Origin of the sequence: Streptomyces sp. AC558_RSS880 (assembly GCF_019049255.1) — a bacterium.
GTDB lineage: Bacteria > Actinomycetota > Actinomycetes > Streptomycetales > Streptomycetaceae > Streptomyces.
Window position 1 is genome coordinate 1 of sequence record NZ_JAGMUJ010000022.1, and the last position, 26792, is coordinate 26792.

Sequence of the window (26792 nt, forward strand, 5' to 3'; positions counted from 1 at the left end):
CGGCGGGGGCGATCAACGCTCTGTGCGGCGGGTTTCCCGTACGCGGCGGAGGCGGTTGACCGTCACCGGGTCGTGGGCGAGGGCCCGGGGGTCGTCCAGGAGCGCGTTCAGGAGCTGGTAGTAGCGGACGGGAGCCAGGCCCAGCTCCTCGCGGATCGCGCGTTCCTTGACGCCGGGGCCCGAGAAGCCCCGGCGTTCCAGCGCGAGGATGTCCTGTTCGCGGCGGGCCAGTCGTGCGCCGGCCTCGTGCTCCTCGTCCCCCGTGTCCATGCCCCGCAGGTTACTCCGCGGTCTCCGCGCGCGTCGCCGTCGCCTGGAGTCCGCCGAGGACGCCGGCGGGGCTGCCGCCCGGGCCGACCGCCTTGCCGATCTGCTTCTTGATCGCCGCGTTGACCGTCGCCCAGGAGGTGTTGCCGACCGGGTAGAGCTCCGAGGTCGCCAGCTGGTCGAGGAAGGGCTTGAGGTCCTTGTCCTGGTCGGAGGAGGCCATCGCCCGGGACGCGGAGGTGGTGACCGGCAGCAGGTTGTACTCGCGGGAGAAGTCGAGCACGTTCTCCTCGCTGTAGACGAAGTCGAGGAACTCGCCGACCTGGTCGCGGTGGCCGTTCTCCTTGAAGGCCATCATCCAGTCGGCGACACCGAGCGTGACCTGGCTCTCGCCGTCGATGCCCGGCGTCGGCACCATGCCGAACTCCACGCCCTTCGCCTTCGCCGTCTCCATCAGCGAGGGGTGCCCGTTGAGCATGCCGACGTCCCCGGCGGCGAACGCCGCGAACGCGTCGGCCCGGTCGAGCTTGCCGGGCGCGACGGGACCGGTCAGGCCCTTGCCGACCAGCTCGTCCTTCAGCCAGGCGAAGGTCTCGACGTTCTGCGCGGAGTCGATGCTGTACGTGCCCGTGATGTCGGTGTAGCCGCCGTCGCCGCTGAGCAGCCACTGCATGGTCTCGGCCTGCGCCTCCTCCGGGCCGAGCGGCAGCGCGTACGGGTACTTCACGCCCTCCGCCTTGAGCGCCTCGGCGGCCGCGGCGAGTTCGTCCCAGGTCTGCGGCGGGGTGACGCCGGCCTCGGCGAACAGCTTCTTGTTGTAGAACAGCACGCGCGTGGAGGAGGCGAACGGCAGGCCGTACTGCACGCTGTTGACCTCGCCCGCGGTGCTCAGCTGGGCGAGGAAGTCCGCCTGGACGGGGATGGAGAGCAGGTCACCGGCCTTGTAGAGCTTGCCCTCGGCCGCGTAGTCGGCGTACGCGCCGATCTGCGCCATGTCCGGCGGGTCGCCCGCGTCGACCATCTCCTTGACCTCGCGGTCGACGTCGTTCCAGGAGTAGACGCTGACGTCGATCTTCACGTCGGGGTGGTCGGCCTCGTACCGCTCGACCAGGTCGGCCCAGTACTTCTTGGAGCTGTTGGCCGCACTGTCGCCGTAGTCGGCGGCGACCAGTTTCAGGGTCACGTCGGAGGACCCGCCGAACCCGCATCCGCCGAGGACTCCCGTCAGCCCCAGTGCGGACACCACCGCGATCACCCTTGTCCTGACCCGCCGCTGCACTTGCCTTGCCCCTACCCCGGCGCTCCGCGCCGTCTTGAAAGGTTTTCGATAATCGGAATAAGGTCTACACCACGTGAGTGGACTAGACCTCTTGCGGGTGGCCGGTCCACACTGTTCCCCGTGAAACACGTCATCGCCCTCGATGTGGGCGGCACCGGGATGAAGGCCGCCCTGATCGGGGCGGACGGCGAGCTGCTGCACCGGGCCCGCCGGTCCACCGGCCGCGAACGCGGCCCGGACGCGGTCGTCACGGACATCCTCGACTTCGCGGCGGACCTGCGCGCCCACGGCGTACGGCGGTACGGCGAGGCCGCGTCCGCCGCCGGCGTCGCCGTCCCCGGCATCGTCGACGAGGCGGAGGGCGTCGCCGTCTACGCGGCCAACCTCGGCTGGCGCGACGTCCCGCTGCGCGCACTGCTCACCGAACGGCTCGGCGGCGTCCCCGTCGCCCTCGGCCACGACGTGCGCACCGGCGGTCTCGCCGAGGGCCGCATCGGGGCGGGCCGGGGCGCCGACCGTTTCCTGTTCGTGGCGCTGGGCACCGGTATCGCGGGCGCCATCGGCGTCGACGGCCGGGTGGAGGCGGGTGCGCACGGCTTCGCGGGCGAGATCGGCCACATCGTCGTACGGCCCCAGGGCACCCCCTGTCCGTGCGGTCAGCGCGGCTGTCTGGAGCGGTTCGCGTCCGCCGCCGCGGTGAGCGAGGCGTGGGCCGCGGCCTGCGGTGACCCCGGCGCGGACGCGGCGGACTGCGCGAAGGCCGTCGAGTCCGGGGACGCACGGGCCCGTCGGGTGTGGCAGGAGGCGGTGGACGCCCTCGCCGACGGGCTGGTCACCGCGCTCACCCTGCTGGACCCCCGCACTTTGATCGTCGGTGGCGGGCTCGCCGAGGCGGGGGAAACCTTGTTCACACCGCTGCGGGAGGCCGTCCGGCGGCGGGTCACCTTCCAGAAGCTGCCGTCCCTGGTCCCCGCGGCCCTCGGGGACACCGCCGGATGCCTGGGCGCGGGGCTCCTCGCCCGGGATCTGCTCGACACCACTGACCCCTCGTATCCCTCGGAGGTAACCACCTGATGGCCCCCACCAAGGTTCTCGCCGGTGCCCGGGTGGTCCTGCCCACCGGGACCGTGGACGACGGCCGCGTGACCGTCGAGGGCACGCGGATCGCCTCCACGGGACCCGAGAACGCCGAGACGGTCGACCTGAGCGGCCACTGGGTGGTCCCCGGCTTCGTCGACCTCCACAACCACGGCGGCGGCGGGGCGTCCTTCACCGGCGGCACCGCCGAGGACGTTCTCAAGGGCGTGCACACCCACCGGCTGCACGGCACCACCACGGTGGTCGCCTCCGCCGTCACCGGTGACCTGCACTTCCTCGCCCGGCAGGCCGGGATGCTCGCCGAGCTGGCCCAGCAGGGCGACATCGCCGGCATCCACTTCGAGGGGCCGTTCATCTCCCCGTGCCGCAAGGGCGCGCACGACGAGGGGCTGCTGCGCGACCCCGACCCGGCCGAGGTCCGCAAGCTGATCGACGCGGCGCACGGACAGGCGAGGATGATGACGCTGGCCACCGAGCTGCCGGGCGGTCTGGACTCCGTACGGCTGCTCGCCGAGCACGGGGTGATCGCGGCGGTCGGGCACACGGACGCCACGTACGAGCAGACGCTCCGGGCCATCGACGCGGGCGCGACCGTCGCCACCCACCTGTTCAACGCGATGCCGCCGCTCGGCCACCGCGCCCCGGGCCCGATCGCCGCCCTGCTGGAGGACGAGCGGGTCACCGTCGAGCTGATCAACGACGGCACCCACCTGCATCCGGCCGCGCTCCGGCTGGCCTTCCACCACGCGGGCGCCGCCCGGGTCGCCTTCGTCACCGACGCGATGGACGCGGCCGGCTTCGGCGACGGCCGCTACATGCTGGGCCCGCTGGAGGTCGAGGTCGCGGACGGGGTGGCCCGGCTGGTGGAGGGCGGCTCGATCGCCGGGTCCACGCTCACCCTGGACCGCGCCTTCCAGCGGGCGGTGACGGTGGACGGGCTGCCCGTCGAGGACGTCGTGCGGGCGATCTCCGCCAACCCGGCGCGGCTGCTCGGCCTGGACGACCGGATCGGTTCCCTGGAGCCCGGCAAGGACGCCGACCTGGTGGTCCTGGACGCGGACTTCGCCCTCAAGGGCGTCATGCGCCGGGGGGAATGGGTGATCGATCCCCGACTGGGCTGATCCGTCCCGCAGCGGATGGACGGCGGCCGGTCCGGGGGGGTGGGCCGGCCGCCACCCGTTTGGCATGATCGTGACCACGGGTTCCACGGCAGGCGCAGGCACAAAGGGGGAGGTCGGCCCGGTGATCCTCACGGTCACGCTGAACACCGCTCTCGACATCACCTATCGCGTACCGTCCCTGCGGCCGGGGACCTCCCACCGGGTCTCCGAGGTGACGGAACGCCCCGGCGGCAAGGGCGTCAACGTGGCCCGGGTGCTCGCCGCCCTCGGTCACGAGGTGACCGTCACCGGCTTCTCGGGCGGCACGACGGGCCGCATCCTGCGGGAGCGGCTCACCGGGGTCCCGCACCTGACGGACGCGCTGGTCCCGGTCTCCGGCACGACCCGGCGCACCGTCGCGGTCGTCGACGAGCGCTCCGGCACCACCACCCAGCTCAACGAGCCCGGCCCGGTGATCACCCACGCCGAGTGGTCCGCCTTCCAGGGGGTGTACGAGGACCTGCTGGCCGGCGCCTCGGCGGTGGCCCTGTGCGGCAGCCTGCCCCCGGGCGTCCCGGTGGGCGCGTACGCGGGACTGATCCGCACGGCACGCGCGGCCGGGGTCCCGACCCTCCTCGACACCAGCGGTGCGGCGCTGCGCCGCGGGGTCGCCGGACGGCCCGACATCCTCAAGCCGAACGCCGAGGAGCTGGCCGGACTCACCGGTTCCCATGAGCCGCTGCGCGCCACCCAGGAGGCCCGTCGGCGCGGCGCGGGCGCGGTGGTCGCCTCCCTGGGCCCGGAGGGCCTGCTCGCGGTGACCCCCGAGGGCCGCTGGCGCGCGGCCCCTCCGCGACGACTGCGCGGCAACCCGACCGGCGCCGGCGACGCGGCCGTCGCGGGCCTGCTGTCCGCCCTGGTCGAACACCGTCCCTGGCCCGACCGCCTCGCCCGGGCGGTCGCGTTGTCCACGGCGGCGGTTACGTCCCGGGTGGCCGGCGAGTTCGACCAGGGGGCTTACGAGGAGTCGCTCGGGCGGGTGACGGTCGCGGGGGAGGCCGACGTGGCCTGAGGCATCCCCTGTGCGGTCAGCTCGGTGGTTCCTCCGTCAGCCAGAACTGGTCGAAGACGACGTTGCACTGGTTGCCCTCGTTGCAGGCCAGCTCGATGGTGTTCGTGCCTTTGGTCAGGTTCACGTTGGCCCAGGAGGTCTGCCAGCCCTTCTCCCAGTCCCCCTTGGGCGTTCCGCCGAAGTTCTTCATGTTCAGGGGACGGGTCGCGGACTTGCCGTTGACCACCACGGTCGCGTTGGCGTCCTCACCCGGGATGCCATAGCCCACGTAGAACCGGTAGGTGCCTTCCTTCATGCCGTCGACGGTCCAGGTGACCTTCGCGCCCACCTTGTTGAAGCCCGTCACGTAGACGCCGCCGTCGGCCTTCGCGCCCTTGACGTCGGAGGCCGTGACCGCGCCCCCGCCCAGGCGGAGCGCCTTCGCGTCGATGGTCGGCAGTTCGGCCTCTTCCTCCGCCTCACCGCCGCTCGCCGACGGGCTCGGTTCGGAGCTGCCCTGGGTCTGGGACGGAGTCGCGCCCGCCTGGTCGCCGCCCTCGTCCCCGTCGTCGTCGCCGCCGATCATGGCCACGCTGATGCCGATCACGACCGCGGCGACCACCGCGATCGCGCCGATGAGCAGTCCCTTGGTGTTCGGGCCGCGGCCCCGGCCGCCCCCGCCGCCGTGCGACGACTGGTGCGCATGGGTGGTGCCGGCGCCGCCGGGCAGCGTCTCCGGGGCGGCGTAGTGGGCGTTCGGCTGGCCGTAGACGCCCTGCTGCTGCGGCGGTGCCTGCGGAGCGGGGGCCTGCTGGCCGTACTGGCGGGTCCCGACCGGCCGCACCCGGTTGACCGAGTTCGGATAGCCGTAGCCCCCGGACGGCGGCTGGGCCCCGTTGGCCTGCCCGTCGGCGTAGAGGTAGCCGAACGGGTCGTCGTCCTCCGGCGTGCTCGCGCCGTTGTTGCCGGCCGTCATCCCTTGGTGCTCCTAGCTGCGGATCGGGTGCGGTACGAGGGGTGGAGAAAACGAGCCTACCCGCTTCCCATGGCCCGAACGGGTGACTCAGACCGCATCAAACCACTGACCTGCGGTTCATCCCGCACGCCGATGTTGTTTGGGACGAGATCGTTTCTCGACGTACATCCGCTCGTCGGCGGACTTCAGCACTTCGTCCGCCGTCATCCCGCAGTGCGCCCACCCGATGCCGAAGCTGGCCCCGACCCGCACGGCCCGCCCCTCGGCCCGGATGGGCTGGATGATCTCGTTGCGCAGCCGTACGGCGAGGTCCTGGGCGTCGGCCCGGCCGAGGCCGTCGGCGAGGATCACGAACTCGTCGCCGCCGAGCCGGGCGACGGTGTCGCCGTCCCGTACGCCGCCGCTGAGCCGGCGGGCGACCTCGATGAGCACCGCGTCACCCGCGTTGTGCCCGAACCGGTCGTTGATCGACTTGAAGCCGTCGAGGTCGCAGAAGAGGACCGCGAGCCCCTTGGCTCCGTCGTCGAACTCCGCGGCGGGCGCGACGGTGTGCACGTGGTGGTCGTAGCCGTCGTAGCCCTCGTGCCCCTCCGTGCCCGGCGGGAAGTCGAAGTCGTGCCCCCGGTCGAAGACCGGCGGGCCGTAGGCGGCGTCGTGGGAGTCGAAGGACTCGAAGGGTTCCATGGAGTCGACGGCGGCGGGCAGCGCGCTGTGCGGCTGCTGCCGGCACAGCCGGGCGGACAACCGGGACCGCAGCTCGGCGGAGTTGGGCAGCCCGGTGAGCGAGTCGTGGGAGGCGCGGTGGGCGAGCTGGAGCTCGCGGCGCTTGCGCTCCTCTATGTCCTCCACGTGGGTGAGGAGGAAGCGGGGGCCGTCGGCGGCGTCGGCGACGACGGAGTTGCGCAGCGAGACCCAGACGAAGGTGCCGTCGCGGCGGCCCAGGCGCAGCTCGGCCCGGCCGCCCTCGGCGGAGGTGCGCAGCAGGGTGCCTATGTCCTCGGGGTGGACGAGGTCGGAGAAGGAGTAGCGGCGCATCGCGGAGGCGGGGCGGCCAAGGAGGCGGCACAGGGCGTCGTTGGTGCGCAGGATGCGGCCGTGCTGGTCGCCGCCCATCTCGGCGATGGCCATGCCGGAGGGGGCGTACTCGAAGGCCTGCCGGAAGCTCTCCTCGCTGGCCCGCAGCGCCTGCTGGTCGCGCTCCAGGCGGACCAGGGCGCGCTGCATGTTGGCACGTAGACGCGCGTTGCTGATCGCGATGGCGGCCTGGAAGGCGTACATCTGGAGGGCCTCGCGGCCCCAGGCGCCGGGCCGGCGGCCGTTGCGCGGGCGGTCCACGGAGAGGACGCCGACCAGTTCCCCGGAGGTGCCGCCGCCCTGCGGGCCGGGGGCGTACATCGGGGCGAAGAGCCGGTCGGAGGGGTGCCACTCGTCCTCGAAGCGGGGCGCGGGCCCGTCGGTGTACCACTGCGGGACGTCGTCGTCGTCGAGGACCCAGCCCTCGGTGTGCGGGATGAAGACCAGGTCGCCCCAGCGCTCGCCCATGTTGAGGCGGCGGTCCCAGGACTCGCGGGAGCCGGCCCGTCCGGTGATGAGGGCCTCGGCGGCGGAGTTCCCGGCCAGGGCGGCGACGACCAGGTCACCGTCGGGGCGTACGAGGTTGACGCACGCCAGCTCGTACCCGAGGGCGCCCACGACGCCGTCGGCGACCGTCTGCAAGGTGTCCGCCAGGCTGCGGGCCGTGTTCATGTCGGCCATGGCCTGGTGGAGTTGTCGCAGCGACGCAAGACGGACGTAGGGTTCCGACTCGGTCTCCATCCTCGCCCTCCCCCCGAGACCTCGCAGCGAATCAAGGGTTGTCTTCGGCGTATCGTCCCAGCAGCTTCCCCGCCACTGAATCACAGCGCGCTGCTCACTCGGTACACAGGGTCAACAATTCTTGCCCCTTGTGACTCAAGTCACAGCTAAACGTGAACAATTGCGTGGACTTTCCACGGTTTCCCCGCGTGTTTGACGAACGCAGTTTTTGTGGTGCTTGTGCAGGGACTGTGCCCGTCTCGGGCGTTGGTCCTAGGTCCCGGCTCGGGCCGGGGTCCGATGCGGTGCCTGTGGAGCGGAGATTAGCGTTTCCGGAGTGCCGAACACTTCCGCCCCGTCCACGATCACCGTTCCGCCCGCCGCCCGGCATGCTGAGGGGGTGAGCAACGACGAGTTCCGAGCCGCCCTGTCCCGGCTGGCCGCCGGCGTGGTCCTGGTGACCGCGCAGGAGCCGCCGCTGGACCCCGACGACCCCGCGGCGCCGGCCGGCGAGGACGTCGGCATGACGGCCACCGCGTTCCTGTCGGTCTCCCTGGACCCGCCGCTGGTGCTGGTCAGCCTGCGCAACGGCTCCCGCATGGACGAACTCCTCGACGAGCAGCCCCTGTGGGCGGTGTCCGTGCTCTCCGAGAGCCAGCGGCACGTCGCGGGCCGCTTCGCGATGAAGGGCCGGGTCAGCGACCGCCTGCTCTTCGCGGACATCCCGTACCTGCGCGGCGAGCACAGCGGGGCCCCGCTGGTGGGCGGCGCGCTGGCGACCCTGGAGTGCCGCACCGAGCAGCGGGTGCCGGCCGGGGACCACACCCTGGTGATCGGCCGCGTCCTGACCGCCCGGGTACCGAGCGCGGAGGGCGGCCCGCTGACGTATTTCCGGGGCCGTTACCGGCAGTTGGGCTGAACGCTTTGTCGTCGTGACCGAAATCCCTTTTACGGCACTGGATTTACCTGCTTAGGGTGCCCGGGTGACGACGACCACAGCACTTCGCCTCGAAGAGATCACACCGAAGAACCTCAAGGCCGCCCTCGGCATACGGGTCCGCCCCGACCAGGAATTCGCGGTCTCGCCGGTGGTGGACTCCCTCGCCGAGGCCTACGTGCATCCCGCTTCCGCCTGGCCCCGCCTGATCATGGACGGCGACCGCGCGGTCGGCTTCCTGATGGCCTTCCTCGACATCGACTGGCACGAGGACGGCGGCAGCGTCATCCGCTCCGGCCTGTGGCGGCTGAACATCGCGGCGCAGGAGCAGGGCAAGGGGTACGGGCGGTTCGCCGTGGAGTCGGTGGCCGAGGAACTCCGCCGCCGGGGCGCGCGCGAGCTCTACGTCACCTGGGAGCCCGGCGACAACGGCCCCGAGGGCTTCTACCTGGGCCTGGGCTTCCGCAAGACCGGGGAGATCGCCGAGGGCGAGACGGTGGGCGTGCTGGACCTGGACTGAGCACGCCCTAAAGGGGCGCGGGGAACTGCGCGACCAGCCACGACGGACCCGCGGGGACACTCACGCGGTGTCCCCCGGACCTCCGGTCCGACACCTCCGCAGGAACTACCAGTGGCCGGGACCACACCTCGGGGCCGGGGCCACACCCAGGGGGAGCCGGGGGTCACCCCCAGTCCCGCGCGGAGCGCCCCCGTTTCGTCTCGGAGCGCTGCTTCTTCTCCCGCAACCGCCGCTCGTTGATGCCGCGCGGGATGCGGGTCGGCCTGCGCGGCTTGGGCGGGGGCGCGCTCGCCTCCGCGAGCAGCGCCGCCAGCCGCACCGCGGCCGTCTCGCGGTTGCGCCACTGCGAACGGTGCTCCGAAGCGCGCACGGTGATCACCCCGCCGGTCAGCCGCCCGGCCAGCCGCTCCAGCGCCCGCTGCTTCCACACCTCGGGCAGCGCCTCGGTACGGGCGAGGTCGAAACGCAGTTCGACCTGGGAGTCGCTGGTGTTCACATGCTGTCCACCGGGCCCGGACGACCGCGAGAAACGCCACATGAGCTCGGCCTCGGGCAGGGAGACGGAGCCGCGGATGAGATAGGGACCGGACATGCCGTACAGGTTCCCGCGCCTGACCGGGCCACGTCACCCGAATATCCCGGATCACGGGTAAAGAAAGTAAAGAGACCCGGAACCTCTTGCACCCCTCTCCGCGTTCAAGGTGATAGCTGTAGCTTCTAGCCGTACGCAAACGAGGGAAGGGACTCCCAACAATGGCTGTAAGCCTGTCCAAGGGTGGCAACGTCTCGCTCACCAAGGAGGCTCCGGGCCTGACCGCCGTCACCGTGGGCCTCGGCTGGGACGTCCGCACCACCACCGGCACGGACTTCGACCTCGACGCCTCGGCGATCGCGGTCAACACGCAGGGCAAGGTCTACTCGGACGGCCACTTCGTGTTCTTCAACAACAAGCAGACCCCGGACAGCACCATCGTCCACACCGGTGACAACCGCACCGGCGAGGGCGCCGGCGACGACGAGGCGATCAACGTCAACCTCGCCGGGCTCCCGGCCGACATCGACAAGATCGTCTTCCCGGTCTCGATCTACGACGCCGAGAACCGCTCGCAGAACTTCGGCCAGGTGCGCAACGCCTACATCCGCATCATCAACCAGGCCGGCGGCGCCGAGATCGCCCGCTACGACCTGTCGGAGGACGCGGCCACCGAGACCGCCATGGTCTTCGGCGAGCTGTACCGCAACGGCGCGGAGTGGAAGTTCCGCGCGGTCGGCCAGGGCTACGCCTCGGGCCTCGTGGGCATCGCCCAGGACTTCGGCGTGAACGTCTGACGGACACCCCGCCTCCGCATCGGAGCCCCCGGCCCGGCGTCCCGCCCGGCCGGGGGCTCCTGCACGCGCTCAGGGCCGCTCCGGCCGCCCCTCGCCGTACAGCCAGTCCTCCCAGATCCCGGCGAAGTCCTCACCGGGAGCCGACTCCTCCACGTACGACGTGAAGTCGCCGGTGTCCGCGTTGCCGTGGCGGTGCTCCCGCGCCCAGCCCCGGAGCAGGGCGCGGAAGGCGTCGTCGCCGACCGTCTGCCGGACCTTGTGCAGGACCATCGCGCCGCGCCAGTACACGGGAGTGGCGGAGATGCGCGCCGCGTCCGGCGGCCTCGCGGGCGGGAAGGACCACAGCGCCGCGTTGGTCCCCGCGTCCGGGAAGTACCCGCCGGCGTACAGCGAGTCGAACGTCTGCTGCGCGGTGTCGCCGCCGTGGTCCTCCTGCCACAGCCACTGCGCGTACGTCGCGAAGCCCTCGTTGAGCCACATGTCCCGCCAGGTGCGCGGGGTCACCGAGTTGCCGTACCACTGGTGGGCGATCTCGTGGACCAGCAGCCCGGTGTCGGGGGCCCCGGGGAAGACCGGCCGGTTCTGGGTCTCCAGGGCGTACCCGGCGTCCTCGGGACGCTCGACGACCGCGCCCGCGGAGGAGAAGGGGTACGGACCGAAGGTCCGCTCCGCCCATGCCAGCACCTCGGGGATCCGTGCCAGGACCGCACGGCTCGCCCCCGCCTGCTCCGGATCGACGGCCGTGTACACGGGCAGCCCGTCGGCGGTCGCCGTGCGGCGGACCTCGTACCTGCCGATGGCCAGCGTCGCGAGATAGCTCGCCATCGGCTCGCCGGTGCGCCAGCGGTACGTCGTACGGCTCCCCTTCCGCTCCTCACCGGCCGGCTCCCCGTTGGACACCGCCCGCCACTCCTCCGGCACGGTCACCGCGAGGGCGTACGTCGCCTTGTCGGAGGGGTGGTGATTGCCCGGGAACCACACCATCGACCCCACCGGCTCCCCCAGCGCCAGCGCCCCGTCGGCGGTGCGCAGCCAGCCCTCCTCGGAACCGTCCGGGTCGGTGAGGGTCACCGGGGCGCCGCCGTAGCGGACGGTCACCCGGAAGGTGCCGTCCACCGCCTCGCGCGGGCGGACGGTCAGCTCCTGCCCCGCCCGGCTCCAGCGGGCGGCCACACCGTCCACGGTGACCTCCTCGACGTCGAGCCCCTCGAGGTCGAGGTTCAGCGCGGAGAGGTCCTCCGCCGCCCGGGCGGTGATCGTCGCGGTGCCGGTGAGACGGTGCGAGCGGGGGTCGTAGGCGAGGTCGAGGGCGTAGTGGCCGACGTCGTAACCACCGTTACCGGCCTTCGGGAAGTAGGGATCACCCACGCCGGGACGGCCGGCGGAACCCCCGGCCCCACCCCCACAGGCGGCCACGGACACCACGAGCAGGGCGGCGGCGACACTGCGGAAGCCGGGGCGGTGGAAGCGCACCCCGGGATCCTATGAGGAGCGACGCGCCACGGCGTGACACCATCACCCCCGTGCTCGACATCGGCTACGCCCTCTCCAACCGCTTCCCCGACCCCCCGCAGACCGACTACCGCCGCGCGGACGTCCACGCCCTGCGGCACGACCTGTTCTGCGGGGACGTCTACCTCGCCGACACCGAGACGGACCGCGAGCTGTCCACGGCCTGGGGATGGGTGCCGGTGCTCGACTTCGCGTGGGCGCTGTGCGACATCGTGGAACTCGTCGACCGGGACCCGGCCGGCTCCCGGGCCTCCCGCCCCCAGCACGCGGAACTGGACTTCACCGAGTCCACCGACCGCCTGCTCTTCGAACGCCGCTTCGGCTGGGTGGACATCGAGGCGGAGTGGCTTCCGGCCGCCGAACCCCCGCTGACCTTCTCCCACGCCGAACTCCGCCGCGAGGCCCGCGACTTCCTCCACGACCTCCTCGCCGACCTGACCGACCTCCACGAGGACCTCGCCGAGAACCCGGCCGTCTGGACCCTCCAGGCCCGCTTCCCCCGCGTGCAGTAACCCCCTCCCCTCAGTCCTCCACCCTGATCCCCAGCTCCCCCGCCAGCACCGGCGCCAGATCCAGCAACTGGGCCGTGCCGATCACCGCCCCCGACAGCCGGTCCACCCCCCTCGCGATCTCCAGCGACGCGACCCCCCGCAGGTCCACGTCCTTCAGCGTGGCCCCCGAGAGGTCCACGCCCTTCAGCGCGCAGTCCACGAACTCCACGCGCTCCAGCCGGGCACCGCCGAAGTCCGGCTCGACCAGGACGCACCCCTCGAAGACGACGTCCTGGAGCCGGGCCGAACGCAGGTTCAGGAAGTCGATCTTCCCGCCCCGGACCAGCACCCGCTCCAGCGCCGCCCCGTGCAACTGCGTCCCCCCGAGACGCGCGTCGGTCAGCTCGACGTCGCGCAGGGTCGCCCCCGCGAGGTCGGTGCCCACACCCCGGACACCGGCGAGCACCGAGTCCAGCACCCGCGCCCGGGACAACCGCGTCCCGTCCAGCGCGCACCCCGTCAGCGCGCAGTCCATGAAACGCGCCCCGCCGCCGTCCTGCCCGGCGAAGTCCGCCTCCCGGAACTCCAGCCCGTCGTAGTCCCCGTCCGGCTCCAGCCCACCCCCCTCGTACCGCTCCAGCGCGGGCAACCGCAGCTCGGGGCGGAACGCCGCCTTCACCCTCGTACCGCCCACCGCTCTCCTCGCCATGCCCCCATGCTGCACCCCACCACTGACAACCCGTCCGACCTGCCAGAACCCGGCGCATGTCACATTCCCGCGCCCTCGCTCCGTCCTCTACGCAAAGCCGGAAGACGACCCGACCGAGGGAGACCCCCAGCCATGCACCCCATCACCGTCATCGGCGGCGGCTTCGCCGGACTCACCGCGGCCATCACCGCCGCCGAAGCGGGCGCCAAGGTCACCGTCCACGAAGCCCACCACACCCTGGGCGGCCGGGCCCGCACCGCCGAAGGCCCCTACCGGACGAACGAGGGACCACACGCCCTCTACAACGGCGGCCCGCACTGGACCTGGCTCCGACAGCGCGGCCTCATCGGCCCGCTCGCCCCGCTCCCGCCCCTGGAGGCGGCCCGGCTGCGGCTCCGCCACCGGGGCACCCTGCGCCGCACTCCGCCCTTCGCCCTGCTGAAACTCCTGCGCCGCGGCATCGCCCAGGCCCCCGTCGACACCGACTTCCTCACCTGGGCCACCGACATCGCCGGCGAGGAGGGCGCGCGGGCCGCCGCCCACTACGCCGCGGTCGCCCTGTTCCACCACGACCCGGGCTCCCTGTCCGCCGCGTTCGTGCAGGAACGCCTGCGCCGCGCCACCAAACTGCCCCCGGAGGCCCACTACCCGCGCGGCGGCTGGGGCGGACTCATCGACCGGATGGCCGCCCACGCGTGGAACCTGGGCGTACGGATGGAGACCCTGTCTCGCGTCCACACCCTGCCCACCGACACCCCGGTCGTCGTCGCCACCTCGCTCGACTCCGCCCGCCGCCTCCTCGGCGACCCCTCGCTGACCTGGCCGAGCGGCCGCACCGTCCTGGTCGACCTCGCCGTACGCACCCGGCGCGGTGACGCGTTCGCCGTGTCCGACCTCGACGCGCCCGGCTGGCTGGAGCGGTTCACCGCCCAGGACCGCACCCTCGCCCCCGCCGGCGAGCAGCTGATCCAGGGCCAGATCCCCATCGGCCCGCACGAGACCAAGGCGGACGGCACCGCCCGCGCGGAGGAACTGCTCGACCTCGCCTTCCAGGGCTGGCGGCAGCGGGTCACCTGGCGGCGGGACACGGTGGCGAACGGCCGCACCGGCGCCGTCGACCTGCCCGGCACCAGCTGGCGCGACCGCCCCGCCGTCGACCGCGGCGACGGCGTCTACCTCGCCGGTGACCAGGTCGCCGCCCCCGGCGTGCTCTCCGAGGTCTCCTTCAACAGCGCCCTGACGGCCGTCTCCCTCGCCCTCGGCCGGAACACCCTTGACCTCAAGCATGCTTGAGGTCGAAGAGTGGGAGCCGCAACGGCGCACGACCCGACCCCTGGGGAGATCCCACATGCACGCCATCCGTCTGCACGCCTTCGGCCCGGCCGAGAACCTCACCCACGAAGAGGTCGAGGACCCGCGGCCGGGCCCGGGACAGGTCCGCATCGCCGTCCGCGCGGCCGGTGTCCACCTCCTCGACACGGCCCTGCGGGAGGGCCTGCGGGGCCCCGGCCCGGCCCCGGCCACCCTGCCGACCGTCCCCGGCCGCGAGATCGCCGGAGTGGTCGACGCACTCGGCGAAGGCACCCCCGAGGACCTGCTCGGCCGCCGCGTCGTCGCCCACCTCGGCTTCGCCCCCGGCGGCTACGCGGAACTGGCCGTCACCGACGCCGACCGGCTCCACGAGGTGCCACAGCGCCTCGACTTCGCCGAGGCCGTCGCCATGATCGGCACGGGCCGTACGGTGATGGGGATCGTGCAGTTCGCCGAACCGGGCCCCGGCGACGTGGTCCTCGTCCCGGCCGCGGCGGGCGGCATCGGCACACTCCTCGTGCAGTACGCCAAGAACGCCGGCGCCACCGTCATCGGCCTGGCCGGCGGCCCCGCGAAGACCGCCCGGGTGACAGCCGACGGCGCCGACCTCGCCGTCGACTACACGGACCCCGACTGGCCCGAACGGCTCGACGCCCACCGGGGCAAGGTCACCCTCGTCTACGACGGCGTGGGCGGGGACGTCGCCCGCGCGGCGGTCGCCCTGCTCGCCCCCGACGGCCGCCACATCGTGTTCGGCTGGTCCTCCCAGGGCATCAGCAGCGACAGCCCGTACCTCGTCGAGGGCCTCTCGACCAACGTCCTCGGCCCCGAGATGATGCGCAGGGCAGGCGGCCCCAACCCCGTCCGCACCCTCGAACTGCGCGCCCTCACCGAGGCCGCCGAGGGCAGACTCACCCCCGCCGTCCACCGCTTCCCGCTCGCCGAGGCCGCCGCCGCCCACCGGGCCCTGGAGAACAGGGCCACGACCGGAAAAGTCGTCCTGGAGCCATAGCCGGCGCCACTACTGTGCGAAAGATGATCGACGTCCCCGCAGAACTCGCCGCCGCCCAGGAGAAGTTCAACAAGGAGGCCGGTCGCGCCTTCATCGCCGCCCTGCCGGACCTGGCCGCCACCTTCCTGGACCGCTGGAAGCTGCGCGTCACCGGCGCGCCCATGCACGGCGTCAGCGCCCTGGTCCTCCCCGTCGACCGCGCGGACGACACACCGGCGGTGCTGAAGCTCCAGATCCGCGACCACGAGACCGAGGGCGAGGCCGTCGCCCTGCGCCTGTGGAACGGCGACGGGGCGGTCCGCCTGCTCGACCACGACGCACCCACCGGCACCATGCTCCTGGAACGCCTCGACGCCTCCCGCATGCTCGCCCACCAGCCCGACGTGCACGAGGGCGTCCTGGTGATCGCCCGCCTCCTCGCCCACCTCCACACCACCCCGGCACCCGAGGGCATGCGCCACCTCCGCGACATCACCCGGTCCATGCTGGAGCGGACCCCCCGGGCCCTGGAACACATCCCGGACCCGTCCGCCCGCCGCCTCGTCGCCGACTGCGCCGCCGCCGTACGCGAGGTCGCCGACGAACCCGGCGACCGCCTGCTCCACTGGGACCTGCACGACGAGAACGTCCTCGCCGCCGACCGCGCCCCCTGGCTCGCCATCGACCCCAAACCCCTGGCCGGCGACCCCGGCTTCGACCTCTGGCCCGCCCTGGCCAACAACTTCGACGCCGACGACATCCACTGGCGCTTCGACGCCATGACCGACGTCCTCGGCCTGGACCGCGCGCGGGCGCGCGCGTGGACGTACGGACGGCTCCTGCAGAACTGCCTGTGGGAGACCGAGGACGGCCGCCCGCTGGACGAGGCGGACCTGGAGATCGCGCGCCGGCTGCGCGGTCGTACGGCATGAAAAACCCCAGGTCAGAAGGGTCTGACCTGGGGTTTCACCGAGCCCCCTGTCGGATTCGAACCGACGACCTACGCATTACAAGTGCGTTGCTCTGGCCAGCTGAGCTAAGGAGGCGCCGCGCGGCGCGCGCGAAGGCTGGTCCACTGTACACAGAGCCGGTTTCGCCGGGCCACGCACGTGTGGGACGAGGTCCCGCCCGTTCACCCCAAGTCGTACTCGAAGGTGTACGCCACCTCCGTCTCCCCGTGCCGGTAGGTGAACCCGCCCGTGCCGCGCAGCCCCGTCAACTCCTCGGTACCCGAGCCCTCGACGACCTCGAAGGTGCAGTGGACGGTGCCGTCGGGCTCGAAGCGGCCGCGCTCCTCCAGGACGAAGGTGCCGGCCCGGCCGTCGACCCGGCCGCCGACGAGCTCCATGCCCGTGAAGGTGCCCGTTCCGCCGGTCAGGTAGGTGATCGCGTAGTCGCAGGTCGTGGCCTCGGCCTCGATGCCGCCCGAGAAGGCGTTGGTGACCGTGGCGTGCGCGAGGCGGGGGAGGTCGCCCTCCTCGGTGACGGGGCTCTCCTTCCAGCCGGCGAAGGTGAAGTGGCCGGTGATCTCGGTGGTGGGCATGGGCGTTCCCTTCCGGGTGGACGACGGTGTGACCCCACCCTTCCGGCCCTACCTGACATCCTCTGTCAGGTACGGCGGGACAATGGCTCCCATGCGCGCCGACCGGCTCCTCTCCCTGCTCCTGCTGCTGCAGAACCGCGGCCGGATGACCGCCCCCGAGCTGGCGGCCGAGCTGGAGGTGTCGGTGCGCACCGTGTACCGGGACATCGAGGCGCTCGGCGCCTCCGGGGTGCCGGTGCGTGCCGCACGCGGGCCGGAGGGCGGCTACCGCCTGATGGAGGGCTACCGCACGCGGCTCACCGGGCTGACGGACGCGGAGGCCGGTTCGCTGGTCCTCGCGGGACTGCCGGGACCGGCCAGGGACCTGGGGCTGGGTGCCGTACTGGCGAGCGCCCAGCTGAAGATGGAGGCCTCCCTGCCGGGCGAACTGGCGGACCAGGCGCGGCGGGTGCGCGAGCGGTTCCATCTGGACGCGCCGGCCTGGTTCCGGGACGCCGACCCCGTGCCGTACCTGGAGCCGATCGCGCGGGCCGTGTGGGAGCGCAGGGTGCTCCGGACCCACTACCGGCGCTGGCGCGGCGAGGTGCACCGGGAGGTGCGTCCGCTGGGGCTCGTGCTGAAGGGCGGCATCTGGTATCTGGTGGCGCTGGCGGACGACGCGGTGCGCACCTACCGGGTGTCGCGGTTCCAGGCGGTGGCGGAGACGGGCGAGGGGTTCACCCGGCCCGCGGGCTTCGACCTGGCCGCGTACTGGACGAAGTCGTCCCGGCGGATGGAGGCGGCGATGCGGCAGGGCACGGCCCGGGTGCGGCTCTCCCCGCGCGGGCAGAAGCTGCTGCCGATGCAGTTCGGGGCGGCGGGGGCGCGGGCGCTCGCGGACGCGGGGCCGGCGGACGGGCGGGGCTGGGTGGAGGTGGAGCTGGCCGTCGAGTCGGAGGCGGTCGCGACCGGCGACCTGCTGCGGCTCGGCGTCGAGGCGGAGGTGCTCGGCCCGGCGGGGCTGCGGGAGGCGGTCGCGACGGCGGTGGGGGTGCTGGCGGACCGCTACGCGAGCGAGCGGTGATCACGTACGAAACGTAACAGTCACCCCCGTGGTCGAAAGTTTCCGCGAAATTCACAGCCCTGGAACTACTGACAACCAGGTGAACGCCGGGTACCGTCCTGTGCCAGTTCACTCGTGTGGACCACACCACAACGGAACACCCGTCGTGGCATCACCTTCCTACTCGGATCGTCCGGCACGTTCCTGCCGGTAGAAGGGGACCATTCACCATGGCCACTGTCACGTTCGACAAGGCGACCCGGGTCTACCCCGGCTCCACCAAGCCCGCCGTCGACGCCCTCGACATCGAGATCGCGGACGGCGAGTTCCTCGTCCTGGTCGGTCCGTCCGGTTGCGGCAAGTCCACCTCGCTCCGCATGCTCGCGGGGCTCGAGGACGTCAACGGCGGCGCCATCCGCATCGGTGACCGCGACGTCACGCACCTGCCGCCGAAGGACCGGGACATCGCCATGGTGTTCCAGAACTACGCGCTCTACCCGCACATGTCGGTCGCCGACAACATGGGCTTCGCGCTCAAGATCGCCGGCGTCAACAAGGCGGAGATCCGGCAGAAGGTCGAGGAGGCCGCGAAGATCCTCGACCTCACCGAGTACCTCGACCGCAAGCCGAAGGCGCTCTCCGGTGGTCAGCGCCAGCGTGTCGCGATGGGCCGCGCCATCGTGCGTGAGCCGCAGGTGTTCCTCATGGACGAGCCGCTGTCCAACCTGGACGCCAAGCTCCGTGTGTCCACCCGTACGCAGATCGCGTCGCTGCAGCGCCGCCTGGGCATCACCACCGTCTACGTCACCCACGACCAGGTCGAGGCCCTCACCATGGGTGACCGCGTCGCGGTCCTCAAGGACGGTCTGCTCCAGCAGGTCGACTCCCCGCGCAAGATGTACGACAAGCCCGCGAACCTGTTCGTCGCCGGCTTCATCGGCTCCCCGGCGATGAACCTGGTCGAGGTCCCGATCGCCGACGGCGGTGTGAAGTTCGGCAACTCGGTGGTGCCGGTGCAGCGTGACGCGCTCTCCGCGACCAGCGACAAGACCGTCACCGTCGGCATCCGCCCCGAGCACTTCGACGTGGCCGGCGCCGACTCCGACAAGGGTCTCGCGGTCACCGTGAACGTCGTCGAGGAGCTGGGCTCCGACGCGTTCGTGTACGGCACCGCGCAGGTCGGCGGCGAGTCCAAGGACATCGTCGTCCGCGTCGGCGGCCGTGAGGTCCCGGAGAAGGGCAGCCAGCTGCACGTCGTTCCGCGTGCGGGCGAGACCCACGTGTTCTCGACGTCGACCGGTGCGCGCCTGTCCGACTGACGCCGTCCGTCCGACGCCGTTTCGCCGAAGGGCCCCGCGGATCGCCGCGGGGCCCTTCGCGTTGTCGACAAATACCCCGGCATACCGGTCATTTCGATCCGTGTACGTCAACACGCAACTCGGAGTCTCAGGTTCCGTGTCCCCCGTAACGGTGACGGAATGTTTTCTTGTCGCTACCGGACGCTACCCTCGCTCGCGTGAAGCACTCCACTAACCGTCAGACGCGTCGCGGCCGGGGCCCCGCCCGCCGGATCGGCCGTTCCCTCGCCTTCGTCCTGCCCGTCGTCCTGGTGTTCTCCGGGACTCTCGCGGTCGCTCGGGTCAACTGGTCGGGGACCTCCTCGAGTCCCGTGCTCACGGCCGCCTCCGACGCGTCCTCCCGTGCCGACGCCCGGGCGCCGCAGCACGTGCTGCGGGACAGGCTGCTGATCGAACTGCAGGAGGAGGACCCGGGCGTGGCGCTCACCCACCTCCAGCAGGCCGTGAACGACCGCCCGTCGCTGGCGAAGCACTGCGCGTCCATCGCCCGCGCCCTCGGCAAGGCGGCGGTCCGCGTCTACGGCCCCACCAAGGCCCAGTCCTACGCCCGCCCGGTCTGCGACACCTCCTTCGCCTCAGGCGTCACCACAGCCACCCACTGACCCCCGCTGCCGCCGCTCTCGCCGTTCCCGCGGGCAGTCGTGCCTCCCCCCGTGCCTTAAAGGCCTGGGAGGTACCCCCAGGCCTTTAAGGCACGGGTGGGCTGGGGGTACCCCCTCTGGGGGAGGCACCCCGCGCAAGCGCCGGACCGCGCGCCCCACCCCCGGCCCACACCGACGCCGGACGCCTCGCAAGCGCCGCGTAAAGTGCGGGCATGACCGATCCGCGTGCCGTCGCCCGCCCCGTACAGGCCGTAGTCCTGGCCGGAGGCCAGGGATCCCGGCTTCGTCCGTACACCGACGACCGCCCCAAGCCGATGGTCGAGATCCCCGGCACGGGAACCCCGATCATCGGCCACCAGCTCTCCTGGCTCGCCGAGGAGGGCGTGACGGACGTGGTGGTCTCCTGCGGCCACCTCGCCGAGGTCCTGCAGAAGTGGCTGGACACCGCCGACCTGCCCCTCTCCGTCACCACCGTCGTCGAGACGGAACCCCTCGGCCGCGGCGGCGGTCTGAAGTACGCCGCCGCCCGCCTCCCGCACCCGGACCGGCCCTGGTACGCCACCAACGGCGACATCTGGACCCGTTTCTCTCTGCGCGACATGGCCGACTTCCACACCGAGCGGGACGCCGTCGCGACCCTCGCCCTGGCCCGCCCCCGCATCCCGTGGGGCGCGGTGCGCACGGACGGCTTCGGGCACATCACCGACTTCATCGAGGCCCCGCCGTCGACCTTCGAGATCAACGCGGGCGTGTACGTCTTCTCCCCCGAGTTCGCCGGTCTGCTCCCGGAGCGCGGCGACCACGAGCGCACCACGTTCCCGCATCTGGCGCGTGAGCGCCGCCTGGCCGGTTTCCCGATCCCCCAGGGCTCCTACTGGCGCGCGATCGACACCGCGAAGGACCTGACGGAGGCGGCCAGGGAGCTGGCGTCCCAGGGCCGCTGAATTCTCTCCGTTCATAGGCGCCGTCCCACGGCGAAGGGGTCCCGCACGGACGACGTGCGGGACCCCACTGCCGTACGCGGGTGGCCGCTCCTATCCCAGGAGGCCGCCCACGAGCCCGGGTTTCCCGGAGGAGCCGCCGCTGCCGCCGCTCGGTGTGCCGCTTCCGCCGGAGGCTCCGGCACCGCCCGAGGTCGGGCCGGAGCTGGTGCTCGGTGCCTGGCCCTCCGGGGAGGACTGCTGGGGCGGGGCCTGACCGGCGCTGCCCTGGGTCTGGCTGGGCTCGCCGGTGGCCGCGCCGACGCCCTGGGTCGCGCCGGGGGTCGTGGTGCCGGCGGACGGGCTCGCCGCGTCCGAAGTGGCGTCCTGGGTGGGCGAGGTGGAGGCGGACGGGGTTCGCTTCTCCTTCTGGTGCTCGTCGGGCTCCTCCGGCAGCGGGGAGCCGGGGAGTTCGTTGCGCGGGGCCTCGCCGGGCCCGGGGACGACCACGCGGTCGGCGTCCCGCACGGCACCGCCGAGCAGTGAGCCGACGAGCATGCTGAACCCGCAGACCACGAAGGTGATCAGGGCGCCCCGGCGCAGCACGTACCGGCGCAGGTCCCAGATGTCGGCGCGGGGACCGAGCCGGCGCCAGGCCCCGCCCGCGAGGCGGCCGTCGACGGAGTAGACGGGGGCGCCCGCGATGATCAGCGGCGACCAGGCGGCGAGGTAGATGATGTCGGGCGTCTCGTAGGCGGGGACGCTCTTCCAGCTGACGGTGACCAGCAGGGCCGCCGAGAGGGTCGCCCCGGCGACGGCGGCCAGGCGCTGCCAGCAGCCGAGGGCGGTCAGGACGCCGACGACGATCTGTGCGAAGGCGATGGCGAGGCCGGAGCCGATGGGGTGCTCGAGGGCGAACTGGCGCAGCGGCTCGGCGACTTCCCAGGGGTGCAGGGTGTGCAGCCACTTGACCATGGAGCCGCGCTTGCCGCCCTCGAAGTAGAGGGGGTCGCACAGCTTGCTCATCCCGGCGTAGACGGAGATGCCGCCGAGGAAGACGCGCAGCGGGAGCAGGACGACGCCGAGGTTCATCCGGCGCCCGGGGTAGTAGGCGTGCCGGGCCGCGTCGTCGCCGTGCCGCCTGGCGCGTCGGCCGGTGTCCTCGGACTCGTCGCCGTACGCGGGCTCACCGTAGGCGGGTTCGTCGTAGACGGGTTCGTCGTAGACGGACTCGCCGTAGACGGGCTCGTCGTACGCGGGTTCGTCGTAGGCGCTGCCGACCGTGCGCATCGGGGGCAGCAGGGGCCCGTCGGCCGGGCGGCGCTGGGCGCCGACGAACGGGGTTTCGATGGGCTGGGTGGCCGGGTCGTCGGCGTAGTCGTACCCGGTGCCGGTGCGCGGGATGACCTGGGTGCCCCCGGTGTCGACGAACGGCTCGTCGGCGTGGTGGACGCCTTCGTGCCGTACGGCCTGGAGCAGCCGGTGGGCGCCGGTGTCGTCGGGAGCGGACCGGCCGCTCCAGACGACGGGCCGGCGGCGGGCGGGTGCCTGGCCCGGCGTGCCCACGGTGGTGACGACGGGGATGCGGGCGGTCTCCTCGACGGCACTCGCGTGCCGTGCGATCCGCGGCAAGGGGGCACGCCGCGCCGAGGCGCCCAGCTGCACGCGGAAGCTGGCGTGATTGACGATGACCTGGGCCGGATCGCTCGGCACCTTCACCATGCTCAGCGCGGGAGCGTCGTCGAGTCCCGACGAACGGTCCCCCGTGGGTGTGCGGGGTGTTCTGGTGTCCACACGCATCTAACCGAGTGACACGGCGTTAGGACACTGTCTTGACCCGTCGGAAGTGTCCGGACCGCGTCAAGCCTGCCCGGACCACCCGGAACACCCCGCACGGGTGACCCCGTCGAACGTCCGTTCAGCCGCGTCGGCGTGCCGCCTCGTACAGCACGATGCCCGCCGCGACACCGGCGTTGAGCGACTCCGCGCCGCCCGGCATCGGGATCCGTACCCGGAAGTCGCAGGTCTCGCCGACCAGCCGGGAGAGCCCCTTGCCCTCGCTGCCCACGACGATGACGACCGGTCCGTCCAGCGCGTCGAGGTCGCCGAGCTCGGCCTCCCCGTCGGCGGCCAGGCCGACGACCGCGATGCCGGCCTTCTTGTACGCCTCCAGGGCGCGCGTCAGGTTGGTGGCGCGGGCGACGGGCGTACGGGCGGCCGTACCGGCGGACGTCTTCCAGGCACCGGCGGTCATGCCGGCGGCGCGCCGCTCGGGCACGACGACGCCGTGGCCGCCGAACGCGGAGACGGACCGGACGACCGCGCCGAGGTTGCGCGGGTCGGTGACCCCGTCGAGGGCGACGATCAGCGGGTCCTCACCCTCGTCGTGGGCGTTCGCGACGAGGTCCTCGGGGTGCGCGTACTCGTACGGCGGGACCTGGAGCACCAGGCCCTGGTGGTTCAGGCCGTTGGTCATGCGGTCGAGCTCGGGACGCGGCGCCTCCATGAGGTTGATGCCGCCGCGCTCGGCCGCGAGCTGGAGCGCCTCGCGCACCCGCTCGTCGTTGTCGATGAACTGCTGGACGTACAGCGTGGAGGCGGGCACGCCCTCGCGCAGCGCCTCGACGACCGGGTTGCGGCCGACGACGAGTTCGGAGGTCGAGCGGCCCCCGCCGCGCCGCTGCGGGGTGGTGCGCCCCTGGGCGCGGCGCGACTTCGCCTGGGCGGCGCGCTGCTTGGCGTGCCCCTTGCGCATCTCGGCGGGCGGCGTGGGCCCCTTGCCTTCCAGGCCCCGGCGCCGCTGGCCGCCACTGCCGACCTGCGCGCCCTTCTTGCCGGACATGCGGCGGTTGTTCGCGGCCATGAGCTATCCGTCTCCGTGAGGTCGTGGGTGGTGCTGCTTGTGTGCGTACCTTGTGCGTACGTCTGTGACGTGTGCCTATGAAGTGTGCCGCCCGGAGGCCCGGACGGCACAGTCGATCTTCGGATGCCGAGGTCAGGGACGGTCGGGGCCCGGCTCCTCAGCGCGGGCCGAGGCTCCAGCGCGGCCCCTGCGGGCTGTCCTCGATCACCAGGCCGGACTGGTTGAGCTGGTCGCGGATGGCGTCCGCGGTGGGCCAGTCCTTGCGGGCGCGGGCGGCCTCGCGCTGGTCGAGGACCATGCGGACCAGGGTGTCGACCACGCCGTGCAGGTCCTCGCCGCGGTCGGTCTCGCCGGCCCAGTGCGGGTCGAGCGGGTCGAGGCCGAGCACGCCGAGCATGGCGCGGACCTCGGCGAGCCGGGCGACCGCCTCCTCCTTGTCGTCGGCGGCCAGTGCGCTGTTGCCCTGCCGGACGGTGGTGTGCACGACGGCGAGCGCCTGCGGGACGCCCAGGTCGTCGTCCATCGCCTCGGCGAACGCGGGCGGCACCTCGGCGGCGGGCTCGACGACGCCCCCGGCCTTCTCCACCACGCGCTGCACGAAGCCCTCGATCCGCGCGAACGCGGACTCGGCCTCGCGCAGGGCCTCCTCGCTGTACTCGATCATCGACCGGTAGTGCGGGGTGCCGAGGTAGTAGCGCAGCACGATGGGCCGCCAGCGCTTGACCATCTCGGAGACCAGGACGCTGTTGCCGAGCGACTTCGACATCTTCTCGCCGCTCATGGTGACCCAGGCGTTGTGCACCCAGTACCGGGCGAACTCGTCGCCGTAGGCCTTGGCCTGGGCGATCTCGTTCTCGTGGTGCGGGAAGATCAGGTCGAGGCCGCCGCCGTGGATGTCGAAGGCGCTGCCGAGGTACTTGTGCGCCATCGCCGAGCACTCCAGGTGCCAGCCGGGGCGCCCGCGGCCCCACGGGGTCTCCCAGCTCGGCTCGCCGGGCTTGGCCGCCTTCCACATCGCGAAGTCGCGCGGGTCCCGCTTGCCGGTCTCGCCCTCGCCGGACGGCTGGAGCAGGTTGTCGAGCTCCTGGTTGGACAGCTTCAGGTACTCGGGGAACGAGGCGACGGCGAAGTACACGTTGCCGTCGGCCTCGTAGGCGTGCCCGCGCTCGATGAGGCCGCGCATCATCTCGACCATCTCGGTGATGTGGCCGGTGGCGCGCGGTTCGTAGGTCGGCGGCAGGCAGCCGAGGGCCCGGTAGCCGTCGGTGAAGGCGCGCTCGTTGTCGTAGCCGATGGACCACCAGGGGCGGCCCTGCTCGGCGGACTTGGTGATGATCTTGTCGTCGATGTCGGTGACGTTGCGGACGAACGTCACCTCCAGGCCGCGGTACTCGAACCAGCGGCGCATGATGTCGAAGTTCAGGCCCGAGCGGATGTGCCCGATGTGGGGTGCCGCCTGCACGGTGGCACCACACAGGTAGATCGAGACGCAACCCGGCTGGAGCGGGGTGAAGTCACGGATCTGCCGGGCGCTGGTGTCGTACAGGCGAATGGTCACGACACCAGGGTAGTAGGCGCGGGAAGGTGCGGTGCGCCTCCGGCGGTTTCGAGGGCGTATGTCACGTACGGGCCCGGTGGGGGCCTGTCGCGCCCGCGCGGCGGAGCCGCACATCGCGGCACAGCCCCGCGCCCCTGCTGGGTGGGGCCCGTCATCCCTCGGGTACGACGAGCGCCGTCGCCACCGCCATGAGGCCCTCGTCCCTTCCCGGGAACCCCAGCCCGTCGGTGGTGGCGCCGGAGACCGAGACCGGGGCCCCGGCCGCTTCCGAGAGGAGCTTCTGCGCCTCCGCCCTGCGCTTGCCGATCTTCGGGCGGGGGCCGACCACCTGTACGGCGATGTTGCCGATGCGGAAGCCGGCCTCCCGGACGATGCGCGCGGCCTCCGTCAGCAGGGTCACGCCGGACGCGCCGGACCACTCGGGGCGGCCGGTGCCGAAGTGCTGCCCCAGGTCGCCGAGGCCGGCGGCGGAGAAGAGGGCGTTGCAGGCGGCGTGGGCGACGACGTCCGCGTCGGAGTGGCCGGCCAGGCCGGGGCCCTCGCCCTCCCACTTCAGGCCGGCGCACCACAGTTCGCGGCCGTCCTCGAAGGCGTGGATGTCGGTGCCGATGCCGACCTGCGGCAGGGGGTACGGATGTTCAGAAGCCATCGTTGAGCCTCCTGCGGGCCAGGACCGCCTCGGCGAGGACCATGTCGAGGGGGCGGGTGACCTTGAAGGCCTCCTCGTGCCCGGGGACGGTGACGACGGTGAGGCCGAGCTGTTCGACCATGCTCGCGTCGTCGGTGACGTCGTCCTTCACCGTCTCGTGCGCGCGCACGAGGGTGTCCCGGTCGAAGCCCTGCGGGGTCTGCACGGCCCGCAGCAGCGACCGGTCCGGGGTGGCGACCACGGGTTCCGGTTCGCCCGGGACGGCGGCGGGCTCGACCTGCTTGACGGTGTCGGCGAGCGGCAGCGCGGGCACGACGGCCGGCGCTCCGTCGCGTACGGCCTCGATGACGGCGTCGACGGTGTCCACGGGGACGAGCGGGCGGGCCGCGTCGTGCACCAGGACGATGTCGTAGCCGGGCGGCAGCGCGTCCAGACCGCGTTTCACGGACTCCTGGCGGCTCTCGCCGCCGGGGACCACGAGGAAGTCGGTGCGGTCGGGCAGCGCGTGCGCGTCGAGCAGCGACTTGACCTCGGGGGCGCCGTCGGGCGGGGCCACGACGATCACCAGGGAGACGGCGCGGGAGTCGGCCATCGCGCGGACGGCGTGGACGAGCATGGGCGTGCCGCCCAGCGCGCGCAGGGCCTTGGGGGCGCCCGGGCCGAGGCGTACACCACGGCCGGCGGCCGGGATCACGGCCGCCGTACGGGCGGTCGCACGGCCGGGTGCGGGGGTCGGCGACGGCGGGGGGAGCGGATCGTCAGACATCGGTTCCTGTCAGGTTTGTGTGCTCGGCCCAGGTGGGTATGGCCTGGGCGTACCCCCTGCTCCCGGAGCGGGGGGAGTGCCGGGCGTTCCGCCTTGACCAGCCCCTTCCGTGATTCTGGTCGAGCC

Annotated in this window: 27 protein-coding genes and 1 tRNA gene; 14 read left to right on the forward strand and 14 right to left on the reverse strand. The window is 72.5% G+C overall.

Annotated features, from left to right (window positions below; translation table 11 throughout):
* Window positions 1-12: 12 nt before the first annotated feature.
* Window positions 13-270 (reverse strand): DUF3263 domain-containing protein, encoded by a 258-nt coding sequence (locus KUM38_RS08255; RefSeq protein ID WP_217128632.1) that lies wholly within the window; start codon window positions 268-270, stop codon window positions 13-15.
* Window positions 271-280: 10 nt separating this feature from the next.
* The gene (locus tag KUM38_RS08260; protein ID WP_374227047.1) at window positions 281-1510 is read right to left on the reverse strand and encodes an extracellular solute-binding protein; all 1230 of its coding nucleotides are present in this window, start codon (window positions 1508-1510) and stop codon (window positions 281-283) included.
* Between the two features lie 156 nt (window positions 1511-1666).
* Here KUM38_RS08260 and KUM38_RS08265 point away from each other — a divergent pair, with 156 nt between their 5' ends.
* The 3 genes from KUM38_RS08265 to KUM38_RS08275 all read left to right on the forward strand — a co-directional run bounded on the left by KUM38_RS08265 (window position 1667) and on the right by KUM38_RS08275 (window position 4816).
* Window positions 1667-2620: an ROK family protein gene (locus KUM38_RS08265; RefSeq protein WP_217128634.1), complete on the forward strand. Its 954-nt coding sequence runs from the start codon at window positions 1667-1669 to the stop codon at window positions 2618-2620.
* On the forward strand, window positions 2620-3765 hold the full coding sequence (gene nagA / locus KUM38_RS08270; RefSeq protein ID WP_217128635.1) for an N-acetylglucosamine-6-phosphate deacetylase: 1146 nt from the start codon (window positions 2620-2622) through the stop codon (window positions 3763-3765). The genes KUM38_RS08265 and nagA overlap by 1 nt, the downstream gene beginning before the upstream one ends.
* 121 nt (window positions 3766-3886) lie before the next feature.
* The gene (locus tag KUM38_RS08275; protein ID WP_217128636.1) at window positions 3887-4816 is read left to right on the forward strand and encodes a 1-phosphofructokinase family hexose kinase; all 930 of its coding nucleotides are present in this window, start codon (window positions 3887-3889) and stop codon (window positions 4814-4816) included.
* 16 nt (window positions 4817-4832) lie between these two features.
* Here KUM38_RS08275 and KUM38_RS08280 read toward each other — a convergent pair whose 3' ends face one another.
* Together KUM38_RS08280 and cdgB are read right to left on the reverse strand one after the other, a co-directional pair.
* Window positions 4833-5771, reverse strand: a complete 939-nt coding sequence (locus KUM38_RS08280) for a carbohydrate-binding protein (protein WP_217128637.1) — start codon at window positions 5769-5771, stop codon at window positions 4833-4835.
* 117 nt (window positions 5772-5888) lie between these two features.
* A complete protein-coding gene (gene cdgB / locus KUM38_RS08285; protein ID WP_217128638.1) occupies window positions 5889-7586 on the reverse strand; it encodes a diguanylate cyclase CdgB in 1698 nt (565 codons plus the stop codon).
* Between the two features lie 316 nt (window positions 7587-7902).
* Here cdgB and KUM38_RS08290 point away from each other — a divergent pair, with 316 nt between their 5' ends.
* On the forward strand, window positions 7903-8484 hold the full coding sequence (locus KUM38_RS08290) for a flavin reductase family protein (RefSeq protein WP_217128639.1): 582 nt from the start codon (window positions 7903-7905) through the stop codon (window positions 8482-8484).
* 64 nt (window positions 8485-8548) lie between these two features.
* Window positions 8549-9022, forward strand: coding sequence for an N-acetyltransferase (locus KUM38_RS08295; protein WP_217128640.1), 474 nt, complete (start codon window positions 8549-8551; stop codon window positions 9020-9022).
* Between the two features lie 163 nt (window positions 9023-9185).
* On the opposite strand, the gene arfB is transcribed toward KUM38_RS08295, so the two are convergent.
* Window positions 9186-9623, reverse strand: a complete 438-nt coding sequence (gene arfB / locus KUM38_RS08300; protein ID WP_073934378.1) for an alternative ribosome rescue aminoacyl-tRNA hydrolase ArfB — start codon at window positions 9621-9623, stop codon at window positions 9186-9188.
* A 152-nt stretch (window positions 9624-9775) separates the two neighbouring features.
* Between arfB and KUM38_RS08305 the strand changes: the two genes are divergently transcribed.
* Entirely contained in the window at window positions 9776-10351 is a 576-nt protein-coding gene (locus KUM38_RS08305) for a TerD family protein (RefSeq protein ID WP_217128641.1), read from the forward strand.
* A 69-nt stretch (window positions 10352-10420) separates the two neighbouring features.
* Here the strand turns inward: KUM38_RS08305 and KUM38_RS08310 are convergent, their stop codons facing one another.
* A complete protein-coding gene (locus KUM38_RS08310) occupies window positions 10421-11824 on the reverse strand; it encodes a M1 family metallopeptidase (protein WP_217128642.1) in 1404 nt (467 codons plus the stop codon).
* A 50-nt stretch (window positions 11825-11874) separates the two neighbouring features.
* Here KUM38_RS08310 and KUM38_RS08315 point away from each other — a divergent pair, with 50 nt between their 5' ends.
* Window positions 11875-12375, forward strand: a complete 501-nt coding sequence (locus KUM38_RS08315) for a hypothetical protein (protein WP_217128643.1) — start codon at window positions 11875-11877, stop codon at window positions 12373-12375.
* 10 nt (window positions 12376-12385) lie between these two features.
* Here the strand turns inward: KUM38_RS08315 and KUM38_RS08320 are convergent, their stop codons facing one another.
* Window positions 12386-13063, reverse strand: a complete 678-nt coding sequence (locus KUM38_RS08320; RefSeq protein WP_217128644.1) for a pentapeptide repeat-containing protein — start codon at window positions 13061-13063, stop codon at window positions 12386-12388.
* 132 nt (window positions 13064-13195) lie between these two features.
* On the opposite strand from KUM38_RS08320, the gene KUM38_RS08325 reads away from it, so the two are divergent.
* Genes KUM38_RS08325 through KUM38_RS08335 form a run of 3 tightly spaced genes read left to right on the forward strand, consistent with a single transcriptional unit; the run spans window position 13196 to window position 16297 of the window.
* Entirely contained in the window at window positions 13196-14356 is a 1161-nt protein-coding gene (locus KUM38_RS08325) for an NAD(P)-binding protein (RefSeq protein ID WP_217128645.1), read from the forward strand.
* A 55-nt stretch (window positions 14357-14411) separates the two neighbouring features.
* Complete coding sequence (locus KUM38_RS08330; protein ID WP_217128646.1) at window positions 14412-15386, forward strand: zinc-binding dehydrogenase; 975 nt, start codon at window positions 14412-14414, stop codon at window positions 15384-15386.
* 23 nt (window positions 15387-15409) lie between these two features.
* Entirely contained in the window at window positions 15410-16297 is an 888-nt protein-coding gene (locus KUM38_RS08335) for an aminoglycoside phosphotransferase family protein (protein ID WP_217128647.1), read from the forward strand.
* 40 nt (window positions 16298-16337) lie between these two features.
* On the opposite strand, the gene KUM38_RS08340 is transcribed toward KUM38_RS08335, so the two are convergent.
* Window positions 16338-16411, reverse strand: a tRNA-Thr gene (locus KUM38_RS08340).
* An 86-nt stretch (window positions 16412-16497) separates the two neighbouring features.
* Window positions 16498-16908 (reverse strand): DUF3224 domain-containing protein, encoded by a 411-nt coding sequence (locus KUM38_RS08345; protein WP_217128648.1) that lies wholly within the window; start codon window positions 16906-16908, stop codon window positions 16498-16500.
* A gap of 91 nt (window positions 16909-16999) precedes the next feature.
* On the opposite strand from KUM38_RS08345, the gene KUM38_RS08350 reads away from it, so the two are divergent.
* From KUM38_RS08350 to KUM38_RS08365, 4 genes are all read left to right on the forward strand, one after another.
* Entirely contained in the window at window positions 17000-17971 is a 972-nt protein-coding gene (locus KUM38_RS08350; protein ID WP_217128649.1) for a YafY family protein, read from the forward strand.
* Between the two features lie 209 nt (window positions 17972-18180).
* Window positions 18181-19269, forward strand: coding sequence for an ABC transporter ATP-binding protein (locus KUM38_RS08355; RefSeq protein ID WP_217128650.1), 1089 nt, complete (start codon window positions 18181-18183; stop codon window positions 19267-19269).
* A 197-nt stretch (window positions 19270-19466) separates the two neighbouring features.
* Window positions 19467-19910 (forward strand): hypothetical protein, encoded by a 444-nt coding sequence (locus tag KUM38_RS08360; protein ID WP_217128651.1) that lies wholly within the window; start codon window positions 19467-19469, stop codon window positions 19908-19910.
* A gap of 212 nt (window positions 19911-20122) precedes the next feature.
* Window positions 20123-20854: a nucleotidyltransferase family protein gene (locus KUM38_RS08365; RefSeq protein WP_217128652.1), complete on the forward strand. Its 732-nt coding sequence runs from the start codon at window positions 20123-20125 to the stop codon at window positions 20852-20854.
* Between the two features lie 90 nt (window positions 20855-20944).
* Here KUM38_RS08365 and KUM38_RS08370 read toward each other — a convergent pair whose 3' ends face one another.
* The 5 genes from KUM38_RS08370 to ispD all read right to left on the reverse strand — a co-directional run bounded on the left by KUM38_RS08370 (window position 20945) and on the right by ispD (window position 26666).
* The gene (locus KUM38_RS08370; RefSeq protein WP_217128653.1) at window positions 20945-22630 is read right to left on the reverse strand and encodes a DoxX family protein; all 1686 of its coding nucleotides are present in this window, start codon (window positions 22628-22630) and stop codon (window positions 20945-20947) included.
* Window positions 22631-22748: 118 nt separating this feature from the next.
* On the reverse strand, window positions 22749-23693 hold the full coding sequence (rlmB, locus tag KUM38_RS08375) for a 23S rRNA (guanosine(2251)-2'-O)-methyltransferase RlmB (protein ID WP_217128654.1): 945 nt from the start codon (window positions 23691-23693) through the stop codon (window positions 22749-22751).
* A gap of 157 nt (window positions 23694-23850) precedes the next feature.
* The gene (gene cysS, locus KUM38_RS08380; protein ID WP_217128655.1) at window positions 23851-25251 is read right to left on the reverse strand and encodes a cysteine--tRNA ligase; all 1401 of its coding nucleotides are present in this window, start codon (window positions 25249-25251) and stop codon (window positions 23851-23853) included.
* A 151-nt stretch (window positions 25252-25402) separates the two neighbouring features.
* Window positions 25403-25900 carry a 2-C-methyl-D-erythritol 2,4-cyclodiphosphate synthase gene (gene ispF / locus KUM38_RS08385; RefSeq protein ID WP_217128656.1) on the reverse strand — a complete coding sequence of 166 codons (498 nt, stop codon included), beginning with the start codon at window positions 25898-25900 and terminating at the stop codon, window positions 25403-25405.
* A complete protein-coding gene (ispD, locus tag KUM38_RS08390; protein ID WP_217128657.1) occupies window positions 25890-26666 on the reverse strand; it encodes a 2-C-methyl-D-erythritol 4-phosphate cytidylyltransferase in 777 nt (258 codons plus the stop codon). Before ispD ends, ispF begins: the two co-directional genes overlap by 11 nt.
* Window positions 26667-26792 lie beyond the last annotated feature (126 nt).